This window comes from Janibacter sp. A1S7, from assembly GCF_037198315.1.
In the GTDB taxonomy this organism is placed as follows: Bacteria; Actinomycetota; Actinomycetes; order Actinomycetales; family Dermatophilaceae; genus Janibacter; species Janibacter alittae.
In genome coordinates this window covers 1,023,164-1,035,880 of record NZ_CP144913.1, presented here as the reverse complement: position 1 = coordinate 1,035,880, position 12,717 = coordinate 1,023,164, and the positions used below count along the sequence as shown (strand labels likewise).

At 71.1% G+C, this 12,717-nt stretch carries 17 protein-coding genes; 1 reads left to right on the top strand and 16 read right to left on the bottom strand.

Translation table 11 applies throughout. The annotated features are described in order from the left end of the window. Positions 1 to 63 precede the first annotated feature (63 nt). From V1351_RS05035 to rplS, 8 genes are all read right to left on the bottom strand, one after another. A complete protein-coding gene (locus V1351_RS05035) occupies positions 64 to 675 on the bottom strand; it encodes an energy-coupling factor transporter transmembrane component T family protein (RefSeq protein WP_338751322.1) in 612 nt (203 codons plus the stop codon). Then, entirely contained in the window at positions 672 to 1,364 is a 693-nt protein-coding gene (locus V1351_RS05030; protein ID WP_338751321.1) for an energy-coupling factor ABC transporter ATP-binding protein, read from the bottom strand. Before V1351_RS05030 ends, V1351_RS05035 begins: the two co-directional genes overlap by 4 nt. After that, positions 1,361 to 1,984, bottom strand: coding sequence for a biotin transporter BioY (locus V1351_RS05025; protein ID WP_338751319.1), 624 nt, complete (start codon positions 1,982 to 1,984; stop codon positions 1,361 to 1,363). The genes V1351_RS05030 and V1351_RS05025 overlap by 4 nt, the downstream gene beginning before the upstream one ends. Before the next feature lie 111 nt (positions 1,985 to 2,095). Further along, the gene (locus tag V1351_RS05020; protein ID WP_338751317.1) at positions 2,096 to 2,410 is read right to left on the bottom strand and encodes a DUF2469 domain-containing protein; all 315 of its coding nucleotides are present in this window, start codon (positions 2,408 to 2,410) and stop codon (positions 2,096 to 2,098) included. Continuing rightward, a complete protein-coding gene (locus V1351_RS05015; protein WP_338751315.1) occupies positions 2,407 to 3,171 on the bottom strand; it encodes a ribonuclease HII in 765 nt (254 codons plus the stop codon). Before V1351_RS05015 ends, V1351_RS05020 begins: the two co-directional genes overlap by 4 nt. Continuing rightward, the gene (gene lepB, locus V1351_RS05010) at positions 3,168 to 3,989 is read right to left on the bottom strand and encodes a signal peptidase I (protein WP_338751313.1); all 822 of its coding nucleotides are present in this window, start codon (positions 3,987 to 3,989) and stop codon (positions 3,168 to 3,170) included. Before lepB (V1351_RS05010) ends, V1351_RS05015 begins: the two co-directional genes overlap by 4 nt. A gap of 105 nt (positions 3,990 to 4,094) precedes the next feature. Beyond that, positions 4,095 to 4,724 (bottom strand): signal peptidase I, encoded by a 630-nt coding sequence (gene lepB / locus V1351_RS05005; protein ID WP_338751311.1) that lies wholly within the window; start codon positions 4,722 to 4,724, stop codon positions 4,095 to 4,097. A 36-nt stretch (positions 4,725 to 4,760) separates the two neighbouring features. Beyond that, entirely contained in the window at positions 4,761 to 5,117 is a 357-nt protein-coding gene (gene rplS, locus V1351_RS05000) for a 50S ribosomal protein L19 (protein ID WP_338751309.1), read from the bottom strand. 175 nt (positions 5,118 to 5,292) lie between these two features. Here rplS and V1351_RS04995 point away from each other — a divergent pair, with 175 nt between their 5' ends. Next, a complete protein-coding gene (locus tag V1351_RS04995; protein WP_338751307.1) occupies positions 5,293 to 5,649 on the top strand; it encodes a hypothetical protein in 357 nt (118 codons plus the stop codon). Position 5,650: 1 nt separating this feature from the next. Here the strand turns inward: V1351_RS04995 and trmD are convergent, their stop codons facing one another. From trmD to ffh, 8 genes are all read right to left on the bottom strand, one after another. Continuing rightward, positions 5,651 to 6,850, bottom strand: a complete 1,200-nt coding sequence (gene trmD, locus V1351_RS04990) for a tRNA (guanosine(37)-N1)-methyltransferase TrmD (RefSeq protein WP_338751305.1) — start codon at positions 6,848 to 6,850, stop codon at positions 5,651 to 5,653. A 2-nt stretch (positions 6,851 to 6,852) separates the two neighbouring features. Further along, positions 6,853 to 7,401 (bottom strand): ribosome maturation factor RimM, encoded by a 549-nt coding sequence (gene rimM, locus V1351_RS04985; protein WP_338751303.1) that lies wholly within the window; start codon positions 7,399 to 7,401, stop codon positions 6,853 to 6,855. Between the two features lie 107 nt (positions 7,402 to 7,508). Further along, positions 7,509 to 7,751, bottom strand: coding sequence for an RNA-binding protein (locus tag V1351_RS04980; protein ID WP_338751301.1), 243 nt, complete (start codon positions 7,749 to 7,751; stop codon positions 7,509 to 7,511). A gap of 1 nt (position 7,752) precedes the next feature. Next, entirely contained in the window at positions 7,753 to 8,241 is a 489-nt protein-coding gene (gene rpsP / locus V1351_RS04975; protein ID WP_338751299.1) for a 30S ribosomal protein S16, read from the bottom strand. Positions 8,242 to 8,440: 199 nt separating this feature from the next. Then, the gene (locus V1351_RS04970) at positions 8,441 to 9,529 is read right to left on the bottom strand and encodes an amidohydrolase family protein (RefSeq protein ID WP_338751297.1); all 1,089 of its coding nucleotides are present in this window, start codon (positions 9,527 to 9,529) and stop codon (positions 8,441 to 8,443) included. A gap of 31 nt (positions 9,530 to 9,560) precedes the next feature. Beyond that, positions 9,561 to 10,202, bottom strand: coding sequence for an SDR family oxidoreductase (locus V1351_RS04965; RefSeq protein ID WP_338751295.1), 642 nt, complete (start codon positions 10,200 to 10,202; stop codon positions 9,561 to 9,563). Between the two features lie 64 nt (positions 10,203 to 10,266). After that, on the bottom strand, positions 10,267 to 11,070 hold the full coding sequence (locus V1351_RS04960) for an alpha/beta fold hydrolase (protein ID WP_338751293.1): 804 nt from the start codon (positions 11,068 to 11,070) through the stop codon (positions 10,267 to 10,269). Between the two features lie 25 nt (positions 11,071 to 11,095). Beyond that, positions 11,096 to 12,712 (bottom strand): signal recognition particle protein, encoded by a 1,617-nt coding sequence (gene ffh, locus V1351_RS04955; protein WP_338751291.1) that lies wholly within the window; start codon positions 12,710 to 12,712, stop codon positions 11,096 to 11,098. Positions 12,713 to 12,717 lie beyond the last annotated feature (5 nt).

Genomic DNA, 12,717 nt, shown 5'->3' with positions numbered 1-12,717 from the left:
GCGCCCTCCCTTCGCCGCCTGTGGAGGAGCGCCGGGGCCGCCCCCGGCTGTGGACGCCGTCCGTCAGTCGTCGACGCCGCGCGCCACCAGCGCCTCCCCGGTGGCCTGGGCGCGGGCGACCACACGGATGACCAGCGGCACCAGCCGGGCCCGAGGACTGCGCGTCATCCCGCGGGCGAGGGCGGCCTGACGGGTCTCCTCGGCGACCTCGAGGGTGCTGGGGATCGCGCGGATCATCAGCGAGAAGGTCAGCGCTGTGCGCTCCGGGTCGGCGCCGAGGCGACGAAAGGGCATCAACGCCCGGGTGACGGTGTCGAGCATCTCGTCGACCGAGGTGGTCCTGGTGAGCACGGAGGCGAGCAGCACCAGGGCCAGCAGGTCGCCGAGCGAGTCGAGCGCACGCTCCCACCCGTGCTGCCAGATCAACCATCCCCCGAGCAGCACGGCGACCAGGAGGACCCCGCGCAGCGTGCGGACCGCCCCTCGCCACCCGATGCCGGAGGTGAACGCCAAGGCGAGCGCCACGATCACTGCGCCGACGGCCAGCGGCGGCCAGCGCACCGCGACGAGCAGCACCGCGCAGGCGCACAGCCCGAGCAACTTGGCGCCCGGACCGAGCCGGTGCAGCCAGGTCGTGCCCGGTCGGTAGGCGCCCAGGAGCGCCGGGGTGCTCATCCGGACCGCGCCAGCGCGCGGTACTGCTCGACCGTCTCGGCGGCCGGCCCGTCGTGGACCACTCGCCCCGCGTCGATCACCAGCACACGATCACAGCGCCGGGCCAGATCGAGATCGTGCGTGACCAGCACCAGCTGCTGGTCGAGGGAGAGGAGCAGGTCACCGACGAGCAGGCTGTTGCGCAGGTCGAGGAGGGTGGTGGGCTCGTCGGCCACGAGCACCGACGGCGACGTCGCGAGGACCCCGGCGAGCGCGAGCAGCTGGCGCTGGCCCCCGGAGAGGGTGTGCACACTCTGGTCCCCCCGTCCGACCAGACCGAAGGAGTCCAGCGTCGCCAGGGCCGCGGCACGGCGGGCCGCCCGATCCCGATGGGTGCGGCGAAGGGAGAGCGCCACGTCCTCGGCGGCGGTCGGCATCACCAGCTGCGCGGCCGGGTCGGAGAAGACGAAGCCCACCCGGCGACGCACCCGGGCGCCGTCGTGGGCGACGTCCAGCCCGTCGACGAGCACCTGGCCGCTGCTGGCCGGCACCAGACCGTTGAGGAGGCGCGCCAGCGTGGACTTGCCGGAGCCGTTGGCCCCGATCAGGGCGATGCGCTGCTCGGTCAGCTCGAGGGTGGTGGGGTGCAGGACCACCGGACCGTCGGCACTCGGGCGGACCGCTGCGGAGCGCAGCTCGAGGTGGCTCACGCCTCGACGCGGGCCTGCTCTGCACGGACGCTCCCGGGCGCCGCGGGGAGCGGGCGGTGGAGCAGCGTCGGGAAGGCGCGGTGGACGGCGGTGGCGACGACGGCCATCACGACGTTCTTGATCACGTCGCCGATCCAGAAGATCTTGTCCGTGTCGAAGGCCTGCGCCCAGGTCATGTCGGCCCGCAGCACGAGGCCGGCCATCCCGCAGGTGTGGATGAAGATCGCACTGGAGAGCAGCCCGGCCACGAAGACGGCTGGGATGCTCGTGGCTCCGAGACGCCGGGGCAACCGCTCGACGAGCAGTCCGCACGCGGCCGCCGCGAACGGGAAGCCGATGAGATAGCCCGCACTGGGCCCGGCGAGGACGCCCAGGCCCCCCGCGCCGCCGGAGAAGACCGGGAGCCCCGCGGCCCCCACGACGACGTACAGCAGCACCGCGAGGAATCCGCGTCTGGCCCCCAGCACCGCGCCGCACAGCAGCACCGCGAGGGTCTGCAGGGTGATCGGTACCGGCCCGGCGACACTGATCGCGGGCAGGATCGCGGCCACGGCGATCAGGGCGGCGAAGGCAGCGATGAGGGCCAGGTCGGTGGAGGTCGAGCGGGAGCGGCGGGCCATGGGTGTCCTCGGGTGGGGAGTCGACTGACTGAACGGCGTTCAGTGAACGACGTTCAGATTAAGGTGGGATCCTCCCCCGGTCAACACGACGCCGACGGCCTGCACCAGCCGTCAGAACGGGCTCTCGGGCACCTCGAGCTCGGACTTCGCCAGCTCCTCGACGTTGACGTCCTTGAAGGTGACCACCCGCACCTGCCGGGCGAAGCGGGCAGGACGGTAGATGTCCCACACCCAGGCGTCCTCCATGACCACCTCGAAGTAGACCTCGGCGCCCTCCCCGCGGACCTTCACGTCGACGCTGTTGGCGAGGTAGAAGCGCCTCTCGGTCTCGACGACGTGGCTGAACAGGTGGACGACATCGCGGTACTCCCGGTAGAGCGCGAGCTCCATCTCGGTCTCGTACTTCTCCAGATCCTCCGAGCTCACTGCGGCCTCCCTTCGCTGACCAGATCGCCGACAGATCGCGCGACGACGTCCGCCTCATCATCCACGACGGCGGAATCCCCGGGGCACAGGCCGGGCAACGACCAGGAGCGACGGTGGTGGCCACAGGCGCCGTGCACGGACAGGGCGTCCATGTGGACGCCGGCCGAGTAGCCCTTGTTGCCGGCCCACCCGTAGTGCGGGTGCTCGCGGTCCAGCTCGGCCATCATGCCGTCGCGCTCCACCTTCGCCAGCACGCTCGCGCCGGCCACCGAGCTGCACCGCATGTCACCCTTGACCACCGTGCGCACCGGAGGCACGACGGGCCCGGCCAGCTCGGCGAGGAGCCCGACCTGCTCGGGATCGGTGAGCCAGTCGTGGTTGCCGTCGAGGAGCACGAGGTCCGGCACGAGGTCGAGATCGGCCAGCGCGCGCGTCCCGGCCAGACGCAGCGCAGCGATGATCCCGATCTCGTCGATCTCACCGGGCATCGCATGACCGACGGAGTGGGCGCGGGCCCAGCGGATCAGCCGCGGAACCATCCGCTCGCGGGCCGCGGCGGTGAGCAGCTTGGAGTCCTTCACACCGGTGGGTGCGCTCGGGCTCGTCTCGTCGATGACCACGACCCCGACACTGACCGGACCGGCGAGCGCGCCACGCCCGACTTCGTCCATCCCGGCGATCACCCGGTGCCCGGCCCGCTGCAGCTCGCGCTCGAGTCGCAGGCTGGGCCGGGAGGACCGCGGGGCACCGGGGCGGGTCATCGTGCCGACGGGGTCGGGCGGGGGGCCATGCCGAAGGCGCGATCGCCCGGGTCCGGCACGTCGGCGAAGACGTCGTCGTGGTCGGAGAGCCGGGCGATCCGATCCAGTGGCCACACCATGACCACGGCCTTGCCGACGATGCGGTCGATGGGCACGGAGCCCTCGGCACCGGTTCCTCCCGGGTCGTGGTACCGCGAGTCGGACGAGTCACCCCGGTTGTCACCCATGACCCACACGCGACCCTGGGGGACGGTGATGTTGAACTCCTGGTTGCTCTCGGCCGCGCCCGGCCGGAGGTAGACCTGCTCGTCGATCGCCGTGCCGTTGACGAGCAGCCGCCCCTCGGAGTCGCAGCACTGGACGTGGTCACCGGGAAGACCGATCACACGCTTGATCAGGTGCCCCTCGGAGGTGTCGGGAAGCAGACCGACGAACATCAGGGCGTCGCGTACCGCGTTCAGTGCCGCGCCGCGGTTGACCTCGGGGGCCGGATCGAGCCAGTTGCCCGGGTCGTCGAAGACGACGATGTCGCCACGGTCGACGTCCACGAGTGTCGGCGACAGCTTGGAGACGACGACGCGATCGCCCACCAGCAGGGTGTCCTCCATCGACTCGCTCGGGATGAAGAAGGCCTGGATGAGGAAGGTCTTGACGATGAAGGAGAGCACCAGCGCCATCGCGAGGACGACGACGACCTCCTTCACCGCGGAGCCGAGCCTGGCGCCGAGGCCCTGCTCGTGGCGCGCGCGTTCGGCGCGGGCTCGCTCCCGCTGTGCCTCTTCGGCCTCCGCGCGTGCCGAGTCGGGGTCGTGTGCCACTGGTCTCTTCCTCTAGGGCGCCCGGGTCGGGCGTGGTCCCCTCCAGTATCGCTGCTCGTCCGGCGCAGGTGTGCACCGGACACCGTGTCGTCGTGTCGGCCGGTGTCAGTCGCCGAGGCCACCGGTGCGCGCAAGCGGCCAGTATCGCCAGACGACGTGTCCGATGACGTCCTCGAGCGGCACCATGCCACCTCCCGGGTCGCCCAGGTGGCTGCGCGAGTCGTTCGATTCCGAGCGGTTGTCGCCGAGGACGAACAGCCGCCCGGGCGGCACCCCCACGTCGAAGGGGTGGTCGCACGGCACCTCTCCGGGCGCCAACCACCGCTCGGCGACCGGCTCGTCGTTGACGACCAGTCCCCCGCCCGGCGTGCACGAGACGGTGTCCCCGCCGACGCCGGCGACCCGCTTGAGGTAGTCCTGCTCCCCCGGGTCGATCGAGGGGTCTCCGGCCCCTCGCGCGAACGTCGTCGTGCCGTCGAAGACGATGAGGTCGCCGCGCTCGACGGGCCCGGCACCGATCTTGGCGACGACGACGCGGTCCCCGGGCCGGATCGTCGGCGCCATCGAGCCGCTCGGCACGTGGAAGGACTCGATGACGAGGACCCGCACCAGGACGAGGAGCAGGATGCCCACGCCGACCTCGAGCAGGAGGCGTCGGTCCGGACGTGGGACGACCCCCGCCGGATCACCGGCGGGGGTCGTCTCGTGCGGATCCCGGGCGGGCTCGGTCGACATCGAGGTCAGCCTACGGCCCGCTGCCGGAGCCGGAGCTCACTTCGCGGGGGTCTCGCGCTTCTCCCGGATGCGCGCGGCCTTGCCCTTGCGGTCACGCAGGTAGTACAGCTTCGCGCGACGCACGTCGCCACGGGTGGCGACCTCGATCTTGTCGATGACGGGTGCGTGCACCGGGAAGGTGCGCTCGATGCCGACACCGAAGGAGGTCTTGCGGACGGTGAAGGTCTCGCCGACGCCGCCGCCGTGGCGACGGATGACGACGCCCTGGAAGACCTGGATACGCGAGCGGCTGCCCTCGATGACCTTCACGTGCACCTTGACGGTGTCACCGGCACGGAACTCGGGGACGTCGTCCCGGATGGAGGCCTTGTCGATCTCGTCGAAACGCTGCATGGCGTTGTCGCTTCCCGCGAACGCCACAGGTCGTCCGCCCTCGTCAGTAGTGTGGAGGTCGTGCTCACCGCCGCGTGCCGTCCCGGACCACCGGAGAGCGGTCCCGGGCCCGACACTCCCCCTGTGGCAGGGGCGGTGTCATGAGCGCGATGACCAAGTCTGCCAGAGGACGCGCGTGACCAGAAATCGAGTAACCGTCGAGGCCCCGGCGGGCGAGGGCAGCCGCATTGCTCGCGGGATCGGCGCCGTCCTCACCCTCGTTCTCCTCGTTCCGGCTGCGGCGGTGCTGACCGCCAGAGCGCGTGCCCTGATCGGCATCGAGCAGTCCGGCCTGCCGTCCTGTACCGGGGTGGACACCGTCGGGCCGGTGCTGCAGGCAGGCCTGCCGGTGGTCTTCCTGCTCCTGGTGATCCCGGGCGCGCTGCTTTCCCTCGGGCACCGCGCGCGCGGCTGGATCTGGCTGACGCTCGCCCTCGCGGCGACGGTGGTCGTCGAGGTCGGGTTGCGGATCTGGCTGCCCGCCTGCCTGTAGGTCAGGAGTTCCGCCGACGCACGAGGTCGACGGTGCCCGCAGCGGCACCGGACCCGATGACCCGGTACCCGGCCTTCTTGTAGATCTTCAGCAGTCGGGGCTGGTCGGCACCCGTGTTGAGCCAGAACGTCGTGATGTCCGCGGGAGCCAGGGCCTCGGCGTGGGCGAGCAGGGCGCGGCCGAGACCCTGACGTTGCAGGTCCGGCACCACCATGATCCGACCGATCTGCCAGGTCGTCGGTCGGTGGGGGTCTCGTCGTACGCGCACGGACATGACCAGTCGTCCCTCGGACCGGAAGAGGTGGGTCGTCCACTGCCCGAGGTTCTCGGCGACCGTGCCGGCGTCCTCGGCCGGAGCCCCCCACCAGTCCTCGGCGGGCGTGACCATCTCGATCCAGCAGGCCTTCTGCAGCACGGCCAGCTCCGGTGCGTCGGACGGCGTCGCGATGGCGTGGTCGAGGTCGGTCAGGTCGCTGGACGTGGCAGCGGCGTGCAACAGGTCGGGTCGCCGTGCAGCCGTGCGCGCGAGCCGCTGCTCGTGACGCCACCGGGCGATGGCGGCGTGGTTGCCACCGAGCAGGACGTCGGGCACCGCCCGCTCCACGCCGTCACCGCCGTCCCACGTCGCCGGCTTGGTGTAGATCGGGTACTCGAGCAGGCCCCCTTCGTGGGACTCCTCGATGAGCGAGTCCGCGTTGCCGACCACACCGGGCAGGAGTCGTCCGATGGCCTCGACCATCGCGAGAACGGCGACCTCACCGCCGTTGAGGACGTAGTCCCCCAGGGACACGACCCGCACCGGCATGCGTTCGGCCGCCCACTCGTAGGTGCGCTCGTCGATCCCCTCGTAACGCCCGCACGCGAAGGCCAGCCACGGTGCCCGGGCGAGCTCGTGCGCCAGCGCCTGGGTGAAGCGCTCCCCACCGGGCCCGGGGACGATGAGCACCGGCGCCGTGCCCGTCGTCTCGTCGGCGGAGTCGAGGACGTGGGCGAGCGCCTCGCTCCACGGCTGGGGCTTCATGACCATCCCGGCGCCGCCGCCGTAGGGGGTGTCGTCCACCGTGCGGTGCCGGTCGTGGGTGAAGTCGCGCAGGTCGTGCACCCGCACCTCCAGGATCTTCTCCCGACGGGCCCGACCGATGAGCGAGAGGTCCAGCGGTGCGAGATAGTCCGGGAAGATCGAGATGGCGTCGATGCGCACGCTCACTCCCCCTTCGCATCGAGGTCGAGCAGGCCGGGGGGCGCGTCGACGACCAGCCGGCCGGCCGACGGGTCGACCTCCGGCACGATCGCCTCGACGAAGGGGACGAGGGCCTCGCCCCCGTCGGGGCGACGCAGCACGAGCCGGTCCTGCGCCCCACCGATCTCGAGGGCGATGACCTCGCCGATGGCCACGCCGTCGGGGGTGCGCGCCATCAGGCCGACGAGGTCCTCCTCGTACCAGCCCTCGTCGTCGACCTCCCCGGTCGTGTCCGCCTCGGTGAGGACCAGGCGCGTGCCACGCAGGGACTCGGCGCCGGTGCGGTCGGGGATCCCCTCGAAACCCAGCAGCCAGATGCCCTGGTGGACCCGGGCCGTCGCCAGGGTCAGCTGCCGGGGGACGCCGGAGCCGACCTCCGCACGGGTGTCGAAGACGGCGCCGGGGACGAAGCGGGACTCGGGGTCGTCGGTGTGCAGCTGGACGGTCACCTCACCACGCAACGCGTGGGGCTTGCCGATCCGGGCGACGACGTGGCGCTCGGTTGCGTTCATGCGGGCCAAGATACGTCCCTTCCCCATGCACCGGGACATGACGAGGGCCGACATCCACGGCGGATGCCGGCCCCGGTCATGACTGGCGAGCTGTTCGGTCGTTCGGGTCAGCCCTCGCGGTCGGTGTCGACGATGTCGATCCGCACGTTCTCCCCGCCGGAGAGCGCACCGAGGACGGTGCGCAGAGCTGACGCGGTGCGACCGGAGCGACCGATGACACGTCCGAGGTCATCCGGGTGCACGCGCACCTCGAGGATCTGTCCGCGACGCAGGTTCTTGCTCCGGACGACGACCTCGTCCTTGTGGTCGACGATCCCGGTGACCAGGTGCTCAAGCGCCTCGTCGAGCATCTCAGGCCTCGGGGTTCTCGGCGGGGGACTCGGCGGGAGCGCTCGGGGCGTCGTCCTTGGCGGCCGGCTCGGCGGCGGCCTGCTCCTTGGCGGCCTCCTTGTCTGCCTTCTTCTTGGAGGTGATCGCCTCGTGCTCGCTGGCCTCCTTGTCGGAGGAGGCGAGAGCGGCCTCGTAGAGCTCCTTCTTGGAGGTGCGGGGCTCCCGGGTCTTCAGGGTGCCCTCGGCGCCGGGCTCACCCTTGAACTTCTGCCAGTCACCGGTGACCTTGAGCAGTGCGGCGACGGCTTCGGTGGGCTGGGCACCCTCGGAGAGCCAGTACTGCGCACGCTCGCTGTTGATGTCGATGACCGAGGGCTCCTCGGTGGGGTGGTACAGACCGATCTCCTCGATCGCCCGGCCGTCCCGCTTGGCGCGGGCGTCCATGACGACGACACGGTAGAACGGGGAACGGATCTTGCCCATGCGCTTCAGGCGAATCTTGACGGCCACTGGCGTGGTCTCCTTCAGATCGTGAGCACGGCCAGACCATGCGCTTGTCGCACGGGGTACCGATGCTCGGGGTGTAGGCATCCGGCGCGCGGGCAGCGCGGACGGGTACAGCGGGTCAGTCTGCCAGACCGGGCGGCCTCACCTCGAATCCGCGGACGAGGGCGCCGACCCCACCCGAGTGGAGTCGGGGCGAAGGGGGTCAACGCCCCGCGACCCGCTGGCCGCGAAGGATCACGTGCTCGGGGGTACCGCAGGTGCGCACGTCGGTACGGGGGTCCTCGGCGACGACGACGAGGTCGGCGTCCTCCCCCTCGGCGATCGCCGGGCGACCCAGCCACTCCCGCGAGCGCCAGGTGCCCGCGGCGAGCGCCTCGGCGTGCGAGAAGCCGGCCCGGGTGAGCAGCTCCATCTCCCGGGCGACGAGGCCGTGCGGCAACGAGCCACCGGCATCGGTGCCGACGTAGACGTCGACACCGGCGTCCCGGGCCGCCGCGATGGTCGCGAAGCGCCGCTCGTGCAGCGCCAGCATGTGCCGGTGGTAATCGGGGAACTTCTCGGCCGCCGGAGCCGCGATCTGCGGGAAGGTCTCGATGTTGACCAGGGTCGGGACGATCGCGATGCCCTGACGGGCGAAGGCGTCGATGGTCTCGGCGACCAGGCCGGTGGCGTGCTCGATGCAGTCCGTGCCGGCAGCCGCGAAGTCGGCGAGCGACTCCTCGCCGAAGCAGTGGGCGGTCACCCTGGCGCCCTCCTCGTGGGCGGCCGCGATCGCCGCGCCCAGCACGTCGCGGGGCCAGCACGGGGTGAGGTCCCCCGCGTCCCGATCGATCCAGTCCCCGACGAGCTTGACCCAGCCGTCACCGGCCCGCGCCTCCGCCCGCACCCGGGACACGAGCTGCTCCGGCTCGACCTCGTGGGCGAAGTTGCGGATGTACCGACGGGTGCGGGCGATGTGTCGCCCGGCGCGGATGATCTTGGGCAGGTCGTCGCGCTCGTCGATCCACCGGGTGTCCGCGGGTGAACCGGCGTCGCGGATCAGGAGGGTGCCGGCCTCGCGATCGGTGAGCGCCTGCTGTTCGCTCGTCTCGTCGTCCACCGCCCCGTGGGCATCGAGCCCGACGTGGCAGTGGGCGTCGACGAAGCCCGGGAGCACGAACCCCCGGACCGATTCCACCCCACCGCTCGTCGGAGGTGTGAAGGAGACCTTCCCGTCGATGACCCAGAGCTCGGGGACACTCTCGTGCTCCGAGACGAGCACCTCTCCCGTGACGTGCAGCACATCAGCCATGGGCCGAGGCTATCCCGCGACGGAGGGTGGATCAGCGCAGCGCCTCGGAGATCGGCGTGGCACCGTCGTGGAACTCGATCGTGCGGCCCACGGTCCCGTTCGCCTCGAGCACCTCGGCGATCACGCGGGCGACGTTCTCCCGGGAGACCTCTCCCCCGCCCTCGCGCCCCACGTCGATGGAGCCGGTGGCCCTGTCGTCGGTGAGCTTGCTCGGTCCGAGGACGGTCCAGTCGAGGTCGCTACCACGCAGGTGCTCGTCTGCCGCGGCCTTGGCCTCGGCGTAGTGGACGAAGGGGTTGTCGGCCTCGATCCCGTGGTCCGGGCCGGCTCCGCAGTAGCTGATCATGACGTAGCGTCGCGAGCCTGCCTGCGCGGCGGCGTCCATCGACCGGATCGCGGCATCACGATCGACCGCGTAGGTGCGCTCCCGGCTCCCGCCACCGGCTCCGGCGGCCCAGACGACGACGTCGTGGCCCGTCAACGCCTCGACGAGGCCGTCCGTGTCGAGACGCTCCACGTCGGCCACGAGCGGGGTGCCGCCGACGGCCTCGACGTCACGGGAGTGGTCGCGGTTGCGGATCACGGAGGTCACGGAGTGGTCCTGCTCCACCAAGAGGGGCGTGAGCGCGAGGGCGATCTTTCCATGGCCACCGATGACGGCGATGCGTGACATGACAACTCCTTGTGCTCGGGGTGCACCCGGTGGTGGGCACCCCTCCACTCCATCACACGTCGACTCAGCCGCGCTCGGAGGTGATCAGCGCACGCAGGGCAGCCGTGGTCACCGCAGGCTGCTCGGAGTGGACCCAGTGGCCGGCGTTCTTGACCGTCACCTGGCGCACCCTCGGGAAGAGTCGACGCATCTCGGGCTCGTTGTCCTCGGAGACGTAGGGCGAGTTCGCGCCGGCCAGCCACAGCACCGGCCCGTCGAAGGGGGGAAGTGCGCTGATGCGCTCCTGCGGCCATCCGGCGATGGCCGCGATGTCGCGCTGCAGAGCCACCAGGTTGGGCAGCCAGCGCCAGCCGGCGCCGTCCCGCCGGAGGTTCTGCAGGAGGAATCCGCGGACCGTCGGGTCGGGAGCGGCCGCACGCATCGCGTCGTCGGCATCCGCGCGACTGCTGACCCGGTCGAGGTCGACCGCGCGCATCCCGGCGAGGAAGGTCTCGAACTCGGTGAACGATGACGTGGGCGCGGGCGAGATGTCCACGACCGCGAGCCGCTCGACGAGCTCCGGCTCGGTCAGGGCGAGCACCATGGCGGTCTTGCCCCCCATGGAGTGCCCGACGAGCGTCCACGGCTCGTCGGGGTCGATGGCCCGCAGCGTCCCGGCGAGCACTGCGGCCGCGTCGACGTAGTCGATCCGCTCCGACCACGGCGAGTGCCCGTGGTCGGGCATGTCGATCAGGGTGGGCCGACAGACGTCGGCCAGGCCCTTGGCGATCTGGTTCCAGTTGCGTCCCTGGCCCAGCAGGCCGTGGCAGAACGCGACCCGGGGGCCCGACTCGCCGGAGGTGACTGCGTGCAGCTTCGGCTCACTCATGCCGACACCGTAGCCGGGCCGGAACTCACTTCCCGAGGAACTTCTCGAAGCCCTCGGGCAGCTGGCTCGGGTCGAGGTCGGCGGAGCCGGGCTGTCCCGAGTCGCCGGCACCGGACGCCGCACCGAAGGCCGAGCCGGGGGCACTCGTGCGCCCGGACGCCTTCTCTGCCGCCTCCCGCTCCTGCTGGGCGCGCTTGGCCGGGTTGCCCGACTTGCCCTTCTTGCGCTGCTGCTGCTTGCCCTTCTTGCGGCCGGCACCACCGCCCGGGATGCCGGGCATCCCCGGCATCCCGCCACCGCGTGCCATCTGCTTCATCATCTTCTGCGCCTGGCCGAACCGCTCGAGCAGCTGGTTGACCTCGGAGACACTGACGCCGGATCCCTTGGCGATGCGCGAGCGACGCGACCCGTTGATCTGCTTCGGGTGGGTGCGCTCGAAGGTGGTCATCGAACGCACCATCGCCTCGATACGGTCGAACTCGCGCTCGTCGAGGTTGTCCAGCTGGGCGGACATCTGCCCCATGCCCGGCATCATCTTCAGCATCGACTTCAGCGAGCCCATCTTCTTGATGGCCGACATCTGCTGCAGGAAGTCATCGAAGGTGAAGTCCTCCTCGGCGAGGAACTTGCGCTGCATCTCCTCGGCCTGGCCCCGCTCGAAGGCGCGCTCGGCCTGCTCGATGAGAGTGAGGACGTCACCCATGTCGAGGATCCGGCTGGCCATCCGGTCGGGGTGGAAGACCTCGATGTCACGGGTCTGCTCACCGACGGAGGCGAACATGATCGGGCGACCGGTGGTCCCGGCGACGGACAGGGCGGCACCACCGCGGGCGTCGCCGTCGAGCTTCGACAGCACGACACCGGTGAAGTCGACGCCCTCCATGAAGGCCTGGGCGGTCTCGACGGCTGCCTGACCGATCATCGCGTCGATGACGAAGAGCACCTCGTCGGGCTGCACCGCCTCGCGGATGTCGGCCGCCTGCTGCATCAGTGGCTCGTCCACCGCGAGCCGGCCGGCGGTGTCGACGATGACGACGTCGTGGTGCTGGGACTGGGCGTGCGCGACGCCGGCGCGGCTGACGGCGACCGGGTCGCCGAAGGAGTGGGTGCCCTCCCCGGAGTCGAGGACGGCGTCGTGACCACCGAGGTTGCCGCGCTCGGGCGCGAAGACCGGCAGTCCGGCCCATTCACCGGTCACCTCGAGCTGGGTGACGGCATTGGGTCGTTGCAGGTCGGCCGCGACGAGGACCGGGGTGTGCCCCTGGTCCTTGAGCCAGGCGCCGAGCTTGCCCGCGAAGGTCGTCTTCCCCGACCCCTGCAACCCGGCGAGCATGATCACCGTCGGCGGACGCTTCGCGAACTGGATCGTGCGGGTGTTGCCACCCAGGATCGTCACGAGCTCCTCGTTGACGATCTTGATGACCTGCTGGGCCGGGTTGAGCGCACCGCTGACCTCGGCGCCGGTGGCCCGCTCGCGCACGGCCCGGGTGAAGTCCTTGACCACGGGCAGCGCCACATCGGCGTCGATCAGGGCCATCCGGATGTCCCGGACGGTCTTGTTGACATCGGACTCGGACAGACGCCCTTTGCCGCGGAGGTTCTTGAACGTCTCGGTCAGGCGGTCGGACAGGCTGGTGAACACCCGGC